Origin of the sequence: Chitinophaga silvatica (genome assembly GCF_003419895.1) — a bacterium.
Classification (GTDB): domain Bacteria; phylum Bacteroidota; class Bacteroidia; order Chitinophagales; family Chitinophagaceae; genus Chitinophaga; species Chitinophaga silvatica.
The window spans coordinates 97,879-117,367 of the sequence record NZ_QPMM01000017.1; the positions used below are offsets into that span (position 1 = coordinate 97,879).

At 40.4% G+C, this 19,489-nt stretch carries 18 protein-coding genes; 10 read left to right on the plus strand and 8 right to left on the minus strand.

Annotated features, from left to right (window positions below):
* The first annotated feature begins 22 nt into the window (after positions 1-22).
* The 4 genes from DVR12_RS25765 (at position 23) to DVR12_RS25780 (ending at position 4,193) form a co-directional block, all read left to right on the plus strand.
* On the plus strand, positions 23-862 hold the full coding sequence (locus DVR12_RS25765; protein WP_116978689.1) for an MBL fold metallo-hydrolase: 840 nt from the start codon (positions 23-25) through the stop codon (positions 860-862).
* A 60-nt stretch (positions 863-922) separates the two neighbouring features.
* A complete protein-coding gene (locus tag DVR12_RS25770; protein WP_199417206.1) occupies positions 923-1,303 on the plus strand; it encodes a co-chaperone GroES in 381 nt (126 codons plus the stop codon).
* 250 nt (positions 1,304-1,553) lie between these two features.
* Positions 1,554-3,110: a helicase HerA-like domain-containing protein gene (locus DVR12_RS25775; RefSeq protein WP_116978690.1), complete on the plus strand. Its 1,557-nt coding sequence runs from the start codon at positions 1,554-1,556 to the stop codon at positions 3,108-3,110.
* A gap of 30 nt (positions 3,111-3,140) precedes the next feature.
* Positions 3,141-4,193, plus strand: coding sequence for a Gfo/Idh/MocA family oxidoreductase (locus tag DVR12_RS25780; RefSeq protein ID WP_116978691.1), 1,053 nt, complete (start codon positions 3,141-3,143; stop codon positions 4,191-4,193).
* 29 nt (positions 4,194-4,222) lie between these two features.
* On the opposite strand, the gene DVR12_RS25785 is transcribed toward DVR12_RS25780, so the two are convergent.
* Positions 4,223-6,142, minus strand: coding sequence for a RecQ family ATP-dependent DNA helicase (locus DVR12_RS25785; protein ID WP_116978692.1), 1,920 nt, complete (start codon positions 6,140-6,142; stop codon positions 4,223-4,225).
* A 48-nt stretch (positions 6,143-6,190) separates the two neighbouring features.
* Positions 6,191-8,266: a heavy metal translocating P-type ATPase gene (locus tag DVR12_RS25790; RefSeq protein ID WP_233522465.1), complete on the minus strand. Its 2,076-nt coding sequence runs from the start codon at positions 8,264-8,266 to the stop codon at positions 6,191-6,193.
* A gap of 264 nt (positions 8,267-8,530) precedes the next feature.
* Here DVR12_RS25790 and tsaE point away from each other — a divergent pair, with 264 nt between their 5' ends.
* Both tsaE and DVR12_RS25800 read left to right on the plus strand, forming a co-directional pair.
* Positions 8,531-8,968 (plus strand): tRNA (adenosine(37)-N6)-threonylcarbamoyltransferase complex ATPase subunit type 1 TsaE, encoded by a 438-nt coding sequence (tsaE, locus tag DVR12_RS25795; RefSeq protein ID WP_116978694.1) that lies wholly within the window; start codon positions 8,531-8,533, stop codon positions 8,966-8,968.
* A gap of 42 nt (positions 8,969-9,010) precedes the next feature.
* Positions 9,011-10,228: an alanine dehydrogenase gene (locus DVR12_RS25800; protein WP_116978695.1), complete on the plus strand. Its 1,218-nt coding sequence runs from the start codon at positions 9,011-9,013 to the stop codon at positions 10,226-10,228.
* A gap of 67 nt (positions 10,229-10,295) precedes the next feature.
* Here the strand turns inward: DVR12_RS25800 and DVR12_RS25805 are convergent, their stop codons facing one another.
* The 3 genes from DVR12_RS25805 to DVR12_RS25815 form a co-directional block, all read right to left on the minus strand.
* Positions 10,296-11,096 carry an undecaprenyl-diphosphate phosphatase gene (locus DVR12_RS25805; RefSeq protein ID WP_116978696.1) on the minus strand — a complete coding sequence of 267 codons (801 nt, stop codon included), beginning with the start codon at positions 11,094-11,096 and terminating at the stop codon, positions 10,296-10,298.
* 77 nt (positions 11,097-11,173) lie between these two features.
* Positions 11,174-11,446 carry a DUF3098 domain-containing protein gene (locus DVR12_RS25810; protein WP_116978697.1) on the minus strand — a complete coding sequence of 91 codons (273 nt, stop codon included), beginning with the start codon at positions 11,444-11,446 and terminating at the stop codon, positions 11,174-11,176.
* A 33-nt stretch (positions 11,447-11,479) separates the two neighbouring features.
* Positions 11,480-12,352 carry a cell division protein FtsX gene (locus tag DVR12_RS25815; protein WP_116978698.1) on the minus strand — a complete coding sequence of 291 codons (873 nt, stop codon included), beginning with the start codon at positions 12,350-12,352 and terminating at the stop codon, positions 11,480-11,482.
* A 249-nt stretch (positions 12,353-12,601) separates the two neighbouring features.
* On the opposite strand from DVR12_RS25815, the gene leuS reads away from it, so the two are divergent.
* The 3 genes from leuS to DVR12_RS25830 all read left to right on the plus strand — a co-directional run bounded on the left by leuS (position 12,602) and on the right by DVR12_RS25830 (position 16,218).
* Entirely contained in the window at positions 12,602-15,367 is a 2,766-nt protein-coding gene (leuS, locus tag DVR12_RS25820) for a leucine--tRNA ligase (protein WP_116978699.1), read from the plus strand.
* Between the two features lie 180 nt (positions 15,368-15,547).
* Positions 15,548-15,754, plus strand: a complete 207-nt coding sequence (locus DVR12_RS25825) for a hypothetical protein (protein ID WP_116978700.1) — start codon at positions 15,548-15,550, stop codon at positions 15,752-15,754.
* A complete protein-coding gene (locus tag DVR12_RS25830; protein WP_116978701.1) occupies positions 15,754-16,218 on the plus strand; it encodes a hypothetical protein in 465 nt (154 codons plus the stop codon). Before DVR12_RS25825 ends, DVR12_RS25830 begins: the two co-directional genes overlap by 1 nt.
* Positions 16,219-16,275: 57 nt before the next feature.
* Here the strand turns inward: DVR12_RS25830 and DVR12_RS25835 are convergent, their stop codons facing one another.
* The 3 genes from DVR12_RS25835 to DVR12_RS25845 are packed head-to-tail and all read right to left on the minus strand — an operon-like array spanning position 16,276 to position 18,709.
* A complete protein-coding gene (locus tag DVR12_RS25835) occupies positions 16,276-16,539 on the minus strand; it encodes a hypothetical protein (RefSeq protein WP_116978702.1) in 264 nt (87 codons plus the stop codon).
* A gap of 9 nt (positions 16,540-16,548) precedes the next feature.
* Positions 16,549-17,958, minus strand: coding sequence for a radical SAM protein (locus tag DVR12_RS25840; RefSeq protein WP_116978703.1), 1,410 nt, complete (start codon positions 17,956-17,958; stop codon positions 16,549-16,551).
* On the minus strand, positions 17,951-18,709 hold the full coding sequence (locus DVR12_RS25845) for a prolipoprotein diacylglyceryl transferase (RefSeq protein WP_116978704.1): 759 nt from the start codon (positions 18,707-18,709) through the stop codon (positions 17,951-17,953). Before DVR12_RS25845 ends, DVR12_RS25840 begins: the two co-directional genes overlap by 8 nt.
* A gap of 63 nt (positions 18,710-18,772) precedes the next feature.
* On the opposite strand from DVR12_RS25845, the gene DVR12_RS25850 reads away from it, so the two are divergent.
* Positions 18,773-19,459, plus strand: coding sequence for a peptidoglycan DD-metalloendopeptidase family protein (locus tag DVR12_RS25850; protein WP_116978705.1), 687 nt, complete (start codon positions 18,773-18,775; stop codon positions 19,457-19,459).
* Positions 19,460-19,489 lie beyond the last annotated feature (30 nt).

Genomic DNA, 19,489 nt, shown 5'->3' on the forward strand with positions numbered 1-19,489 from the left:
GTTAAGTATTAATCAATGCTTTATGAAATTATACACCATAGATACCGGCTTTTTTAAATTAGATGGTGGAGCTATGTTTGGCGTAGTTCCTAAAACTATCTGGAATAAACTGAACCCAGCCGATGAAAACAATCTTTGTTCCTGGGCGATGCGTTGCTTATTGATAGAAGATGGTAAACGTCTGATATTGGTAGATAATGGAATTGGGGATAAGCAGGATGCCAAATTCTTCAGCCATTATTATTTGCATGGCGATGCTACCCTGGATAAATCACTGGCTGCCCATGGCTTTCATCGGGATGATATTACAGATGTTTTCCTGACCCATCTGCATTTCGACCACTGTGGCGGAAGCATAGTAAAACAAGGTGACAAACTCGTTCCTGCATTTAAAAATGCTACTTACTGGAGTAATGCAGACCATTGGAAATGGGCTACCGAACCAAATGAGCGGGAGAAAGCCTCATTTCTAAAGGACAATATATTACCAATTCAGGAAAGTGGTCAGCTCAAATTTTTGGATCATCAAGATGGTGTCAGCTTCACTGACAATTTCTCTGTCAGATATGTAAATGGCCATACAGATGCTATGATGTTACCGCAAATTAACTATAAAGGAAAAACTATCCTTTATATGGCAGATCTGTTGCCATCAATAGGACATATACCGATCCCTTATATAATGGCTTACGATATGTTCCCGCTTACTACTTTGCAGGAGAAAAAAAGTTTTTTAAAGGAAGCGTTGGATAAGCAATACATCTTGTTCTTTGAGCATGATCCCGTTAATGAATGCTGTACCCTACAGCAAACAGATAAGGGCATCAGAGCAAACGAAACCTTTAAATTAAAAGATCTCTAGCTTAGTGCTGTCAGTCTGTCACCTGCTTCAGGCCAGCATTAAATTTGATAGAATGAACACATGGCTATTCATATAACACCAGAGAATAAATTGAAAAAACTGATCGTTGTAGGTGATAGAGTGCTTATAAAACCTCTTACTCCGCATGACCGCACCAGTAGTGGTTTATATCTTCCTCCCGGCGTTCAGGAAAAAGAGAAGGTACAACGAGGTTATGTAATTAAAACAGGCCCCGGGTATGCTATTCCCCTCCCTGCCGATAGCGATGAAGCCTGGAAACCTGAAGAGGAGAAAGTAAAATATATCCCATTACAGGTTAAGGAAGGAGATTTGGCTATCTTCCTTGTAAGTGGTTCAACAGAGGTAGTTTATCAGGAAGAAACCTATTATATAGTTCCCCAGGGTGCAATTTTGATGTTGGAGAGAGAAGAAGATTTATAATTGATTTTCTCGCAAAGGCGCAAAGATTAATATTAAGGCGCAAAGGACTTTTAAAAATAAGGATCGAAGCGGATATTATTAAGAACTGCTGGAAAGTTTTTATTCTAAATAGAAACTAGTCAGACATCCTTAATAATATCCACTTCGATCTTTATTTTTCTTAAAAAAACCCTTTGCGCCTTAATATTAATCTTTGCGCCTTTGCGAGAAAACTCTTTTTTGTTTTTATTATCTTCATAAAAAAATACTCATGGCCAATCAGGATGCATTTCTCGAATACATTAAAAACGGCTACTCATTTAAAGGAGAGCATTTTAGGTTAGGATGTGCGATGTTGAATGGTGAAGTTGTTCCGGGTGCCGACGTTTATTTACCGTTAAAAACCTTGAACCGTCATGGCCTGATTGCTGGAGCCACCGGAACCGGTAAAACAAAAACCCTTCAGATTATTGCTGAAGGTCTTAGCGATGCCAGTGTTCCTGTATTGCTTATGGATATTAAGGGCGATTTAAGTGGCATTGCTGCCGCCGGTACAGACAGCCCCAAAATTGAAGAACGGTATAAGTTAATTGGAGGTTCCTGGAGCCCTGCTGCCTACCCTGCTGAACTTCTTTCTTTAAGCCAGGAAAAAGGAGTACGCCTACGAGCCACCGTCAGCGAATTTGGCCCTATTCTCCTTTCAAAAATATTAGAACTCAACGATACGCAGGCAGGGCTTGTAGCCATGCTATTTAAATATTGCGACGATAACAAACTTCCACTGCTAGACCTGAAAGACTTCAAAAAAGTTCTGCAATACTCCAGCGATGAGGGAAAAGCCGATCTGGAAAAGGACTACGGTAAAATATCTACTACCTCTACGGGTACAATCCTTAGAAAAGTAATTGAACTGGAACAACAGGGCGCAGATTTGTTTTTCGGAGAAAGATCATTTGAAGTAGATGATCTGATGCGGATCAGCGATGATGGCAGAGGTATTATTTCTATCCTGAGAGTAAACGATATACAGGACAAGCCTAAACTTTTCTCCACATTCATGCTTAGCCTGCTGGCCGAACTTTATGCAACCATGCCTGAAGAAGGAGATCTTGATAAACCTAAGCTGGTAATGTTTATAGACGAAGCTCACCTCATCTTTAATGAAGCCAGTGATGCGTTGCTTAAACAAATAGATACAATAATAAAACTCATTCGCTCAAAAGGAATCGGGATATTTTTCTGCACTCAAAATCCAATGGATGTTCCGGCATCTGTTCTGGGCCAATTAGGATTGAAAGTACAACATGCCCTGAGAGCCTTTACAGCTAATGATCGCAAAACCATCAAACAAACAGCTGAAAACTATCCGCTTTCAGATTTTTATAAAACAGATGAACTGTTAACTCAGATTGGAATTGGGGAAGCGCTGATTACCTGTTTAAACGAAAAAGGCATTCCTACCCCTTTAGCCGCTACGATGCTGGTATCGCCTCGTTCAAGGATGGATGTACTTACACCGACTGAAATAGACGCAATTGTGAATAATTCAAAGCTTGTGAAAAAGTATAGTGAGGTAATAGATAATGAGAGCGCTTATGAGATTCTCACAGCTAAGCTGCAGGAAGCAGCCGATAAAACAGCTAATACCTCCAATCAGAATACAACGAGCGGTAGTTCTCAGAAAAAGGAAAAAGGATTTCTGGAAGAAGTATTGAATAGCCCGGCAGCCCGCCAGGCTGGGCGTACTGCCGCCAGCGTTATTACCCGGAGCATACTGGGAGCTTTAGGATTAGGCGGTAGAAGCAAAAAAGGGAAAAGTTGGTTTTAAAACGATAGTAAAATATATAGCACAAAAAGTATGAGTAAAGTTATTAAAACGGGCGTATGCTCGTATGGCATGTCTGGCCAGATTTTCCATGCTCCGTTCCTGCACGTAAATCCAGGATTTGAATTTACTGCAGTAATGGAAAGAAGCAAAAACCTGGCACAGGAACGCTATCCGGATGTAAAAGTTTATAGAAGCATCGAAGAAATGCTGGCAGATAAAACTTTAGAGCTTATTGTAGTAAATACTCCTAACTACACCCACTACGAATATGCTAAAGCCGCACTGGAAGCAGGTAAGAATGTAATCGTAGAAAAACCCTTCACAGTACATTCTGCCGAAGGTAAAGAACTGGCGCAACTGGCTAAATCAAAAGGATTATTACTGAGCGTATACCACAATCGTCGTTACGACAGCGATTATAAAGTAGTTAAGAAAGTAATTGAATCAGGTCAGTTAGGTGATGTACTGGAAGCAGAAATCCACTACGATCGATTTAAAGAAGAACTTAGCTACAAGAAACATAAAGAAGTTGGTGGTGCTGGTACCGGAGCATTATATGATCTGGGCTCTCACCTGATAGATCAGGTATTAACGATCTTTGGAATGCCTAAATCTGTGTGGGCCGATATCCGTATCATTCGCAAAGATTCAATTGTTGATGATTATTTTGAATTGGTGCTCTATTACGATAATTTACGTGCCCGCGTAAAGTGCAGCTACCTCGTAAGAGAAGCATTACCTGCATACCAGATCCATGGCCGCATTGGTTCCTTCATCAAAACCAAATCCGATATCCAGGAAGCTCAGTTACAAAGAGGATTATTCCCTAACAGTCCGGACTGGGGTGCAGAAGCTCCGCATGAATGGGGTTTGTTGCACACAGAAATAAACGGAAAGGTGGTGAAAGAATTTGTTCCGGGCGGGAGTGGTAATTATATGGATTACTACCAGGGAATTTATGAAGCCATTGCCAATAATGCACCGAATCCTGTATTACCAGAAGATGCAATAAGAGTTGTTGAAGTTATTGAAGCAGCGTTTGAAAGCAGTGAAACTGGTAAAGTAGTGCATCTATCTAAATAAAAATTATACTAAAATCCGCTGTTGTTCTTTTATAAAAGGCGGCGGCGGATTTTTGAATATTCTCCAGCCTCACTACGTATTACAACACCTTCGCTATTCAGAAATTGCAAAACCTCCAGCAGATGATGAACAGCGACTCCGGAGAATTTTCCCTGTAAGCCACTAAGCAATAACGCATCTTTTTCCAATACAGCAATTACTTCTTCTGTTAAACGCTTAAAATCCTGCCGGGTAAAGGGAGCTTGTTTCTTTTGAATACAAATATCACATACACCGCAAGGTTCTGTATCCCTTTCTCCAAAGTAGTTTACCAATTGAACAGTGCGGCAGTTACTTTTATTTCTGACATAAGCAATCATCGCATCAAGTCTCTCTATGTAGGCTTTTTTACGAATTTCAACTTTAGTCATGTTGATGTGGAGCCGTGCTGCCGAGCAGCGTTCCTGTAAAAAACAGATCTGCGGACTATCGCGGCGGGGTTGATATTGCAGGATTCCAGCCTGATTTAACTGATTCAGGGATGTAATAATTTCATCTTCCTCAATCAGGAGCAACCGGCTAATTTGTCTTTCATAGATTGGTACTTCATTATCGAAGATCCCTTCATAGGTTCTCAACAATGTTTTAATAATTTCTTCCAGCGCCGGATAGTTAGCCTCAAATTCGTATAGTGTTTCTTTTTCAACAAGGAACATCGCTTTGGAAGGAAGTAATACGCTTTCACTCAGCTGCACTAATCCTTCCTGTTCCAGTAACTTGATGGCGCTATAAACGAGGGTAAGATTCAGTTGAAATGTGCGGGCAAAATCATTGATTTCGAAATCGAAGTATTCGCCTTCTGCGCTACCAACAGGGATTTGGAGGTAGTTAACAATTGCCTGGTATACGGTTCTTACTGTTTCCAGGTTAGGGAATTGCAGATCAACCCGGCCAAGCATTTCTGTTAATTCATCATCATTAAAAAGGGCAACAGCATAAGCTTTTTGTTCATCCCTTCCTGCCCGCCCGGCTTCCTGATAATATGCTTCGAGGCTATCGGGAGTATCGAAGTGGATTACAATTCGTACATCCGGCTTATCGATTCCCATTCCGAAAGCATTGGTACAAACCATTACCCTGGTTTCATTATTAATCCAGGCTTCCTGCCTTGCATTCCTATCGGCCTGTGGTAAGCCTGCATGATAGAAGCTGGCAGAAATTCCCTGCATTTGAAGCAAATCTGCAATTTCTTTGGTACGGCGACGGTTACGACAATAAACGATGCCACAACCTTCTACTTTAGACAGGATATGCTGTATTTTATTGATTTTAGTACTTTCTTCCAGCACACTATAAGACAGGTTGGACCTGGCAAAGCTTTTCGTAAAAACCTTAGGATCTTTCAATAAAAGCTTCTCACAAATATCTTTCTGAACTTTAGGTGTGGCAGAAGCAGTAAGTGCTAAAACAGGTGCATCGGGGAAAAAGCTACGGATATCGGCAATCTGTAAATAGGCCGGTCTGAAATCGTAGCCCCATTGAGAAATACAGTGAGCCTCATCTACCGCTATCAGATTTACCGGCAATCCATCACAATAGGTCTGAAACAGCTTACTCTGTAAGCGTTCGGGAGATACATATAAAAACTTGCATTTTCCACGTCTCGCCGCTTCCAACACCCTTTCAACTTCCTGGAATGGCATTCCCGAATAGATAGCATACGCTGTTATATTCTTGCGCTTAAGGTTGGCTACCTGATCTTTCATCAAAGCAATGAGCGGGGTAACAACCAGGCAGATGCCAGGGCGCATTAATGCAGGTACCTGAAAGCAAATCGATTTTCCACCACCGGTAGGTAACAAAGCCAGTGTATCTTGTTTTGCAAGAATAGCATTGATAATATCTTCCTGTAAGGGCCGAAACTGCTGGTATCCCCAATATAGTTTTAATATGGTAGCCGGAGAATTCAAAAATAATCTAATGGTTACGCGCGAAGATACGCATTTCACTCCACTGGCCTATTTGGAAACATTTTTATAACGTAACCTTACAGAATTCACTGCCAATATAAGATCAGAGAGCCCCATAACTCCGGCTCCGATAATCGGGTTTAATAGTCCGAGTGCGGCAACCGGGATGGCTACAACATTGTAAATAAAGGCCCAGAATAAGTTTTGTTTAATTGTAAGATAGGTATGCTTTCCAAGGCCTAATGCTAAAGGCAACGCTCCGAGATTATTATTCAGTAAAAGCACATTGGCACTTTGCATGGCAACCTGAGTGGCATCACTGAGTGAAACGCCGATAGTTGCTTTAGCCAGAGCAGGAGCATCGTTGATGCCATCACCTACCATAACAGTAGGAGCAATTTCCATTAGTCGTGCTATTTGCTCTAATTTCTGGTCGGGAGTTTGCTCGGCGTATACTTCCCTGATACCCAGTTTTCCTGCCAGTTCAGAGCATTTGCGGCTGGTATCTCCACTGAGTAAAATAGGTTTGATCCCTACCTGTAAAAGTTGCTGAATTACCGTTGCTGCTTCGGGTCTGATCTCATCTGTAAAATCGATCCATCCAACCAGTTCATTGTTTTTCAGCAGGTATAGATTATGGCTATCGTCTGTCGTTACCTGGTTTGCCAGTTTAAATGATCCCAGCTGCCATTGATTTCCATCCTTGTCTTGAGCTTTCATGCCAAGACCTTTATGTTCCCTGATCTGTTGCAGGGTTAGGGCTGGCGATTTCCATGCTTTAACGATGGATTTAGCAATTGGGTGAGAGGAATATTTTTCGAGGCTATATACGATCTGTTTAAATTCTTCTTCAGTCATTCCACTGAAGTGGTAAGCATTGAGTTGTAGTTTGCCGGTAGTAAGGGTTCCGGTTTTATCAAACACTACCTGTTTAATGTTTTTGAACATTTCGAGGGTATGGCCTCCTTTAATCAGAATTCCTTTTTTCGCGGCCCTTCCTAATCCTACCATTACAGCAGCCGGAGTAGCCAGTCCCATTGCACAAGGGCAGGAAATCACCAGCACGGCTATGCTACGCATCATTGCAGAAGAGAAAGGAATCTGACCAATAAAATACCAGCCAAGGAAAGTTACAAGCGAAATACTTAATACCAGCGGTACAAAAATGGAACTGATTTTGTCGGCCAGTTTTTGCATAGGTGGTTTATCGGCCTGGGCTTGTTTTACCAATTCTATAATATAAGACAGCACTGTATCTTTACCTGTAGCAGTAACAAACATCTTAATACTACCTTCTTCAAGCAGGGTGCCTCCAATTACTTTATCGTTTATGCTTTTGGCAACAGGAGCACTTTCTCCTGATATCATAGATTCATTGACATGCCCATTTCCCCAATAGATAGTACCATCCATTGGAATCTGGTCGCCGGTATTTACCAGTACGCAATCACCTGACTTCAGTGTGCGGTTATCTACTTCTGATATGTGTTCGTGGCCATGATCTGTATTGATCAGCTTTGCAGTTGTAATCTGCATCTTAGCCAGTTCGGTAATAGCGGATGTAGTTTGTTTTACAGATTTTTCTTCTAATAGATTGCCCAGGAATACTAATGTTATAATAGCGGCAGTAGTTTCAAAGAAGAGATAATCGGTTTGTTTGAATACCAGAGTGCCAATGAGGCTATAAATAAATGCAGCAGAAGCTCCCAGGCTGACTAATACATCCATATTAGCCAATCTGTTGGCCAGGGATCTGTAGGCACTTTTGCCGAAATGCAACATTCCCGTTATATATACCGGGAGTGTAAGTGTTAATTGTACCCAGGGGTTATGCAGCCAGGACCAGTTTACCCACATATGAAGTAGCAGGGGCAACGTGAATATGGCGCAGAAAACAAATTTAAAACCCAGGGTAGTATAGAATGGAACATTTTTAACTGTAGTATCTTCAGGTAGTACTACCCTAAAACCCAGTTGATTAATTCCTGCTAATATTTCGGTTGAATCGGCATTTTCGGGAGCAATAAAACTCACTTCTTCGGTGGCGAAGCTTACGTTCACCTCCTGCATCCCTTTTTTCTCCAGATATTTTGAAACACTCAAGGCACAATTGGTGCAATGCATGCCTTCAACCTTACAATTTATGGCTGTCATTTCCCTTTTTCCTCCGTTCTTACAAAGTTATTCGTTGATGGATGAATTGGGTAAAATATTAATGCAACAAAGACGCATTTAGACTTGCTATCTAAATATTTATAAATCAATATATAAAAATATTAAAAAAACATATACTATAATAGTATCTCAATGTAAATCAATCAATTAACAAAGTCGGGCTCGTAAAAATATGACTATAACTCATCAGGCAGGAAATCTTTAAATTCGCAGATGCAATGGACTTTCACGTTGGATCAGTTAGCTGTTATAGCTAAAGAATTTTGGGATAAATATCCGGAGAAAAGAGTGTTCACCTTAACAGGCGCCATGGGAGCGGGAAAAACGACTTTAGTAAAAGCTTTATGTGCAGCAAAGGGAGTTGCCGATACTACCGCCAGTCCAACCTTTTCTATCATTAACGAATATGGGTACAGAGATGAAAATGGGAACCCCCGACAGCTATTTCATCTGGATTTGTACAGGCTTAAGGATGAGGATGATGCAATCAGTGCAGGGGTGGAAGACACTTTATACCAGGATGCTATTTGTTTTGTTGAATGGCCTGATATAGTTGCTGGAATGTTACCGGAAGACACGGTTCATCTTCAAATTGAGGTGCAATCAGACCAAAAAAGGATATTAAGTGAAATAACATCCTCTACTAAATAACGTATCTTTGAATTCTTCGATATTAAAACAATAAACCGTTTTATGGAGCAGAGGCAAAAACCTGTAGTAAGTGCTGGCTTTACCTATTCAACACTGGAAGAAACGCTGGATATTCCACAAAAAAATTCCCGTTTATACATAGGTATACCCAAGGAAACCTCTTTTCAGGAAAACAGGATCGCTCTAACCCCGGATGCTGTCAGCATTCTGGCTGCGCATGGGCATCATATCGTAGTAGAGCATAAAGCTGGCGATGGATCGCATTACTACGATACCGACTATTCTGAGGCGGGTGCAGAAATCCTTTACGATAAAAAGGAAGTTTTTAAAGCAGAAATTATCGTGAAGTCGGCCCCTCTTAATGATGAAGAAATAGAATTGCTTCATCCTCATCAAATCATTATTTCTCCTATACATCTGGCTGCTCTGAAAGCTCACCAGGTGCAAAAAATGATGGATAAGCGTATTACGCTGCTGTCGTTCGAAAACCTGAAAGATGATGCGGGCACCTATCCTATCGTTAGGGCGATGAGTGAAATTGCAGGAGGAGCCTGTATGTTAATTGCCGGCCAGTATCTGAGTAATGATAATAAAGGGAAGGGAATTTTGCTTGGAGGAATCACCGGTATTCCACCAACCAAAGTTGTAATTATCGGTGCAGGTATTGTTGGCGAATTTGCTGCCCGCACAGCCCTGGCCTTAGGATCTTCCGTGAAGGTATTCGATAATAATATCTATAAATTAAAGCGTCTGCAGAATAATATCGGAGTTCGTGTATTTACCAGCGTAATTCAGCCTAAAGTACTTGCCGAGCAATTAAAAAATGCAGATGTGGCTGTAGGAGCCCTTTCTTCTCAAAGCGGGCGTACTCCTATTGTTGTAACAGAATCAATGGTGAGCAATATGAAAGCTGGTTCTGTGATCGTAGATGTGAGCATAGACAGGGGCGGTTGTTTCGAAACTTCGGAAATCACCACTCACGAAAACCCGGTTTTCAAGAAATATGATGTAGTACACTATTGTGTACCAAATATTCCTTCTGGTTTTGCCCGTACGGCATCTGAAGCTATCAGCAATGTGCTGATGCCGTTGCTTGTAGAAGCCGCCGATGACGGAGGATTCGAAAACCTTGTCTGGATTAAGCGTGGGGTAAGAAATGGCATCTACCTATATAAAGGGGCTTTAACCAATTATCACCTCAGCGAACGTTTTAAATTAAAATATACTGATCTGGAGCTGCTCCTGGCAGTGAAGGGATAATAGATATTTGTATAAAAAGCAGAAGCCTCGAAGTGATTTCGAGGCTTCTGCTTTTTATATAAATAACCTATACTTCCAACTGATATCCCAGCAAAATAGCTGCAATAATGATGATACCCACTACAATACGGTAGTAACCCCACATTTTAAAACCAAAACGTTTTACAGTGCCGATGAAGAAGCGGATAGCGAGCAATGCTACTACAAACGCAACAACATTACCTATCAGTAATAGTTTCAGGTTTTCCGGATGCGCCATCAACAATTCTCTGCCTTTCAACAATTTATAACCGGTAGCAGCAGCCATTGTTGGCACTGCCAGGAAGAAGGAAAATTCGGCTGCCACGTCGCGGGAAAGTTTTTGCTGCATACCTCCAACAATAGAAGCCGCACTACGGCTGGTTCCTGGAATCATGGCCAAACATTGATATAACCCAATTCTCAAGGCCTGAAATACATTTATATCTTCTTCTTTCAGTACTTCCGGTTTATTGAACCATTTATCTACAAACAAAAGAATAATCCCTCCTACCAATAAGGTAATACCTACTGTTAAAGGGCTTTCCAACAACATATCAATTTTATCACTAAACAGGTATCCCATAATAAGGGCCGGGATTACCGCTATGATTAGTTTAAAATAGAATTGCATTCTATTCTTATCAAAAACAAAAAACTTTCTCCAGTACAATACCACTACAGCCAGAATTGCTCCCAGCTGAATAACAATCTCAAAAAGTTTAGTAAAATCATCTTTGCCAATTCCTAAAAGAGAGCTAACAATAATCATGTGGCCTGTAGAGGAAATAGGCAGAAATTCTGTCAATCCTTCTACTATGGCAATGATAATAGCCTGAAAAGCATTCATCGAATTCAATATGGTTAATAGTGAAAAAAAAAGCGATGAGGGTCTTCATCGCTATTAAATATTTTATCTGTTGTTGATTACGCGTTGGCTTTAGGACGACGCATGATGGCATAAACTTCTATTAACAGGCCCAATACAATAACAATTGGTGCCAGGGTAATTCTGCGGAAGCTATAAACATCAGATGCTTTAAAGGTATTAGGATCAGGAGAATCTCCACCTGTCATTAACAGAAAACCAATAATGATCACTATAATCCCGATCAGCATGAATTTATAGTTCTCTTTAGGGAAAATAGGTTTACCTTCTGGTGATACCTGGTTTGTTGACTTAACGGTTGTTTGAGCCATAAGTTTGATGTTATTATTTTCTGAATAATATTATTAATAAAGATCGTCTAGTTTTAAACGAAGATATTTCATTACTGCTCTATGTGTGCTAACTAATGAAATACTAATTCCAATCAGAAGCATTCCGACAAACAATACTGCAATCATCAGATTATCCCTTAATCCGGCAAGTTCTGGTAATACTGTATCGGCAGCAGACATTACTCCAACCAGTGCAGCTATTGCAATTACCGCACTAATCGCTCCATTTATAATGCTGCGCATATCAAATGGTTTGGCAATAAACCACCTGGTGGCTCCTACCATTTGCATGGTTTTGATCAGGAAACGGTTACTGAACATTGCCAGCCTGATTGTATTATCGATAAGGAAAATAACTGCCAGACACAATAATGCACTGATAAGTAAAATCACCAATCCTATCTTATTCACATTTTCATTCAGCTTGCTCACCAAAGAGCGCTGATAGGAAACCTCTCTTACAATGCTCTGTTGCAACAGATTATTTTCAATAATCTTTAAGCTATCATTATTCACATATCCGGCATTAGCCCGGATATTTATACTGCTGTAAAGAGGATTATATTGAAGCAGGGTAAGAAAATCTTCCCTGAATTCTTTCTTAAATCTCTCAGCCGCCATGTCTTTAGACACATATTCAATAGATTTTATATATGGCTTATTGGCAATTGAATCTTTAAGTGCCAAAGCCTGATTTTCGCGGACATTGTCTCTTAAAATCACTTGTATTTCAATGCTCTCCTTAAAATACATGCTTAATTTGTTGGCATGTATGACCACCAGACCCAATGTGCCCAGTAAAAACAATACCAGTGCTACACCAATGATGGAGTACAGGTAGGATGGTTTAGACTTCTTTGCTGATGATTTCCCGGATTGCGCCATTAATCTTGCAGTTTATCGGCGAAAATAATAAAAAATAGTAGTTATGTGTTTAATTTTGCCCTTCCATCAGTTAATATCCCAAACAGGTGGCAATGGAAAAGCAAGATATGTAGTTGTGAGGGATTGACATTGGTGTATTAATGAATTTAACATTATTTTGCCGAATAGGTTTTTAATTTTTTAATGATAACGCCTTAACGACCAATTGTATTGTTTACACAAGGTCCTTTAAGGCCAGCTTCAATCGATATGGAATATAATTTCAGGGCAATCGAAAAAAAGTGGCAGCAACAATGGGAAGATTCCCATATCTACCACGTAAGTAATGATAGTGCCAAGCCGAAATGCTACGTGCTGGATATGTTCCCCTACCCATCGGGTTCGGGTCTGCACGTAGGACACCCACTGGGGTATATTGCAACAGACATTTATGCTCGTTATAAAAGGCTCAAAGGCTATAATGTGCTCCATACTATGGGGTACGATGCTTTTGGCCTCCCAACCGAACAATACGCCCTCGAAACCGGGCAACATCCTGTTGTTACTACTGAACAAAACATTAAAGCCTTCAGACAACAACTAGATAATATTGGATTCTGCTACGATTGGAGCAGAGAAGTAAATACCAGCGATCCATCATATTACAAATGGACTCAATGGATCTTCCTGCAACTGTTCGAAAGCTGGTACGACAGATCACAGCAAAAAGCACTTCCTCTTCAAACTCTGATCGGGATTTTTGAGCTGGAAGGAAATAAAAATCATGTTTGCCCTGGCGATCGCACCATCCAGTTCTCAGCCGAAGACTGGAAAAATTACGATGAAGTTACCCGCAGGCACATTCTGATGGAGTACCGACTGGCTTATCTGGCCTATGCAGAAGTAAACTGGTGCGAAGCATTAGGTACCGTATTGGCCAACGATGAAGTAATCAACGGACTTAGCGAACGTGGTGGTCATCCCGTAGTTAAGAAAAAAATGCGCCAATGGTTCCTGCGTATCACCGAATATGCAAACCGACTGCTGGAAGGACTGGAAACAGTAAACTTCAGCGATGCCATGAAAGAAATGCAACGCAACTGGATTGGTAAAAGCCAGGGTGCTGAGATTAAATTCGATCTGAAAGGCAACAACGAAAAGATTGAAGTATATACCACCCGCCCTGATACCATTTTCGGCGTCGATTTCATGGTATTGGCTCCGGAACATGAATTGGTAGCTAAAATCACTACTCCGGAACAAAAAGAAGCAATCGATAAATACCTGGATTACGTTCAAAGTCGCTCTGAAAGAGAACGTATGGCAGACGTAAAACAAATTACCGGTTGCTTTACCGGTGCTTACGCCATCAACCCATTCGATGGACGCGAAATCCCCGTATGGATTGCAGAATATGTATTGGCCGGTTATGGTACTGGCGCAATCATGGCTGTTCCATGTGGCGATCAGCGCGACTATGGCTTTGCTCAACACTTCAATATTCCGATTACCAACATAATTGGAGATGCCTTTAATGGTACTGAAGCTAATCCAACCAAAGAAGCAAAGCTACAAAACAGCGGCTTCCTCAACGGTATGGAAATGAAACCAGCGATGGACGTAGTTATCAATAAGCTGGAAGAAATGGGCATCGGCCGCAGGCAGATCAACTATAAAATGAGAGATGCCGGATTTAGCCGTCAACGTTATTGGGGCGAACCATTCCCAATTCTCTATAAAGATGGTATTCCTTATGCCATGGACGAAAAAGACCTGCCAGTAGAATTGCCATATGTGGAAAACTACAAACCAGGACCAGAAGGAGAAGGACCATTGGCCAATGTTACCGATTGGGTAAATGTCTCTCCGGGAGTAAAACGCGAAACCAACACAATGCCTGGTTATGCCGGTAGTAGCTGGTATTTCCTGCGTTATATGGACCCACATAACAACCATACCTTCGCCGATCGTAAAGCCACCGACTACTGGAATCAGGTAGATGTATATGTTGGAGGAACAGAACATGCTGTTGGCCACCTGTTATATTCAAGAATGTGGACAAAAGTATTGTTCGACCTGGGCTTCATCGGCTTCCAGGAACCTTTCAAGTCACTGATCAACCAAGGTATGATCGGAGGAAGCTCCAGATTGGTTTACCGCATCCGTGGTACTAACCAATATGTTTCTCATGGCCTGAAAGACCAATACGAAACCGATCCATTACACGTGGACGTTAATATCGTAGATGGTCTGGAACTGGATACTGAAGCTCTGAAGAAATGGAAACCGGATTTTGCTAATGCTACCTTCATCCTCGAAGATGGTAAATACATCTGTGGTGTACAGTTGGAGAAAATGAGTAAACGTTTATTCAATACCGTTAATCCGAATGATCTGGTAAACAAGTATGGTGCGGATACCTTCCGTATGTATGAAATGTTCCTGGGTCCTGTAGAACAATCCAAACCTTGGGATACCAAAGGTATTGAAGGTGTTCACCGCTTCCTGAAAAAGCTGTGGCGCTTATTTGCAGACGAGCAAAAAGGTATCCTGGTAAACGAACAGACTCCTACTCCTGAAGAGCTGAAAGTATTACATAAAACCATTCAGAAAATAGATCACGATACTAATGGCTTCTCTTTCAATACAGCTGTTAGTCAGTTTATGATCTGTGTAAATGAATTGGCTTCCATGAATTGCCATAAACGCGCCATTCTGGAACCTTTGCTGGTTTTACTGACTCCATATGCGCCACACCTTTGCGAAGAACTGTGGCAATATATGGGTCATAACGAAAGCATCTTAAATGCACTTTACCCTGTGTTTGAAGAGAAATACACTGTAGAATCTGCATTTACCTACCCAATTGCCATCAACGGTAAAACCCGTACTGAAATGAGCTTCGATCTGAATCTGGCAACGGAGGAAATAGAAAAAGCAGTACTGGCTAACCCGGTTGTTGAAAAATGGCTGGAAGGGAAAACGCCTAAACGCATGATCGTCATTAAAGGAAAGATGATCAATGTGGTGATATAATTGAATCTTAAATAATAGAAAAGGGGTGTCTCATTACTTTTGAGACACCCCTTTTTCTATCTAAAAATATCATTGCAATATATTGATTTATAACAAATTAGATTATTGCCAATTAAAGTATGGTTTACTATTAATGTCGGCAAGCTGAAAAGATTTATCTTTAATAAATAAATAATAATCATGAAAGATTTTAAATTAGATAGATCTGCATTTAAAATCCAGTCTTTTGAAGAAGCAGAGAATAGAAATATCTTTAGCAAAGATACCCCATATGCTGAACGTTTGCGTCAAGCATATTATTTAATCTCTCAGGCGTATGGATTTACAATGCAAAACCAGCCTAAACTTGATAAAAACTACTTTATTATTAAGAAATTTGGTCGCTAATGGGAACCATTTTTAATGATGATTTCAGAGATTTTATTCAAGCAATGAATAAACATAATGTAGAATACATCTTGGTTGGTGGATATGCTGTAATCCTTCATGGTTATAGAAGAGTTACCGGAGATATGGATATTTGGGTAAACAGAACTAAAGAAAATTATCTTAAGTTAACTCTTGCATTTATGGAGTTCGGCCTTCCAATATATGATATGACTGAAGCTAAATTTTTTGCAGATAATATAGATGTGTTTTCTTATGGACGTCCTCCAGTAAGCATCGACATTATAACAAATTTGAAAGGTGTAGAATTTAATTCCGCATTTGCAAATGCTCAGTTATTCAATGATGAAGGGTTAATGATAAGATTTTTGCATTTAAATAATCTTATTGAAGCCAAAAAGGCAGTAGGACGACATAAGGATTTAGATGATATAGAAAAATTAACTTCTGGTAACGACGAATAAGTTTCTCTTCCATTGAAAATGATACATATTAGGTTTCAACATCAAACCACCTGTTAATCAACTTCCCCCCAAAATAATCCCGCAAATAGATAACCCTACCAGCAAAATTATTCCTGTAGCCAGTAGCAGCGCCTTTGCTATCTCATTACGGTTTGCTATAAACATAACTACTGAGGCAAAAAAATATCCTATTAATAAAAAGCCTATGAATGCTAATCCCGTCAGAAAACCCTCACCATTTCTACCAAACATCGAACATAATCCCAGCACCCCAAGCGGTATTAAAATAAAGATCAGTACTTTCTTGGCAAAACTGCTCATACAACTTGTTTAAATGATTGATATGGATTCTCTCTCCTTCTGCAATTCCTTCAAATATGCTTCTTTATCATCTCTATAAAAAAGATTCATAGTTTCAAATGGGATGATACGCCCATCTTTATGCACAATATGAACACATGACTTCTTAATGGCGCGAACATCAAAATCATAAGCATCCAGGAAACGCATGATCACTATGCGAAATAAGTTTTTATAACTAAGCCCCGGCGCCTGTACCTGTGGCAAACAGCAAAGCAGCGACTGCATATCATTTACTGCTGCATCTGTTGAAATACCTGTACTGAATATTTTAAGTACGTGCTGGTGTAACCTTTCATCCTGCTCATATACAATTGTATTTTTCCCATTGTTCAGTAACACAGCAGGATCAACATATCTGGTGAGTGGAAAAACCTGTCCGTCTATTTTCAGAGCATAAGCCATTGCTAAAGCATCGGGATTGCAGGGAACAGGAATAATATCATTGGCCTTCCAGATAGGTGATTGAGCAAGGATTTGCTGACGTACTTCCGTTAAAGTTATACGATCAGTAGCCGGATCAAAATCGTCTGTTCTTCCTGCCACCTGCACAGGTTGAAAAGTAACGCCCCTGACACAAGGTTGTTTCAAGGCATAATCGATGATTTCTCCTATTTCATCATCATTCATGTTCTTTTGCAGCGTTACTACCAGTGTAGTACTCAGGTCTGCTTCATTCAGGTTTTCTATAGCCTGCCTGCGTATATCCGTCAGATCCTTACCTCTCATGCGTTCAAGAACCGAAGGTTTGAAGGAATCGAATTGCAGATACACTTCAAAATCCGGCATATAGGTAGCCAATCTTGCAGTAAACTCTTTATCCTTTGCTATTCTGACACCATTGGTGTTGATCATTAAATGGCGGATCGGCTTACGTTTGGCTATATCAAGTATCTCAAAAAACTGAGGATGAATAGTAGGTTCTCCTCCACTCAGTTGCACAACATCTGGCTGTCCTTCGTTTGCTACAATGATATCCAGCATCTCTTCGATCTCCTCCAATGTACGATGCCGGCCATAATGCGGCGACGACATTGCGTAACAGGTTGGACAGGTCAGATTACAACGGTCTGTTAATTCAATAACACTCAGGCAGGAATGCTGCTCATGATCATGACATAAACCACAATCATATGGACATCCATAATGTGTTTTAGTATTAGTTTTTAACGGAGCTTCAGATGGCTTGTTATAGTTGCGTGTATTCTTGTAGTATTCTATATCCGTGGCGATTATTACCTTTTCCTTTCCATGCTGAGGACAATGTTTAACCATGTAAACGTTTCCTTCTTCAAAAATAATTTTAGCATCTACCCTTCTCAAACAGGTACTACAGATACTCAGCGTAAAATCGTAATAAGTATAATTTTTCTCAGGCATATTGTTTTTGAATCAAACGTGATGGAAAAAGAATATCTCGTGAATAATAAAGTAGTCCTGCAATGCAGGCCAATTGTATAGAACCCAGTCCAAACAGGTAACGATATCCAGGCTTAATAAAATCCAGTAATAAACGGAACAACAGATAACCTATCATAAATAGTTTAAATTTTGCGCCATTCTCCAGATTACATTTACGTGAAACCAGGCTTAGTATAAACCATAATATTAACAGGTAGATTATTTCATACAGGGCAACAGGATGTCTTAACTGCCCATCTCCAAGGTCCATAGCCCAGGGTAATGCAGAAGGAATACCATAAGTTTCCTCATGTACGCCCATTGAAAAACAGCCAATGCGGCCAATAATCATGGCAAAAATCAAAGGATATACGAAAAGGTCGCCGCTGGAGGTTTTTTCTTTAACAACCTTCTTCATTAACTCCACTCCTATTAGTCCACCTATTAACCCACCAACAATTGTTTTGTTTAAATACGTATATAGTAATGGATTATCGGAATGATACAACGCCAGCGGGTTTTCCAATGCTCCAAGTATTCTGCTGCCAGCCAAGGCTCCGAATGTAGCTCCGATAATTATCCAGATCCGGTTGTTATTTGTAATAAGATCGCCCTGTTGCTTACGCAGGAAGAGAAAATACCTGAAACCAAGAAACATTCCTAATGTTTCAGTTAATGCATGCAGGGGAAAATGCAAGGATAAGACATCGATATATACCGGAAAGTGCAACGGATGATTATTTTATACTCAAATTAATATTTATATTTAGATGAACATCAAGCGCCTAAAAAAATGTTACAGGAGGTACTAAAAAAGCACCAGTCAACTTTTCGGCCAATAGTACCGCTCATCAATGAGCATGAAACCCTTTGGGTGATGGATTTTACGGCCAATAATACTGTTCTGACAAAAGTAATTCTACAGGATATTAATAAGTTCAGCAGGTATATTCAGCATACTTTACAAGATGCCGGATGCAGGCTTGGAATTGGTGGATATGCAGAACATCGCACTATTTATGCAGTAAGTCCGCATTTTGATGCAGGAGATGAGCCCCGCAGGTTGCATTTAGGAATTGATGTTTGGGGAGAAGCAGGTACACAGATTTATGTACCGCTCAACGGGCATGTACATAGCTTTAGGTTCAATGATCATTTCGGGGATTATGGAGCCACTATCATTTTGCAGCATCAGCTGGATGGATTCACCTTTTACACGCTATATGGACATCTGAGTATCTCTAATTTGAAGGGGTTATACGAGCATATGCCAATCAAGGCCGGTGAGCTTTTAGCTCATTTCGGTACTCCAGCTGAAAATGGAGGCTGGCCACCACACTTACATTTTCAGATTATAGAAGATATGCAAGGATTTCGGGGCGATTATCCCGGAGTTTGCCGCTACAGTGAAAAAGAGAAGTATTTGCAAAATTGCCCTGATCCGGATTTGATTTTACAACTTAATCAGTATACCCACTAAAAAAGGTTGCCTGGACAGGCAACCTTTTCT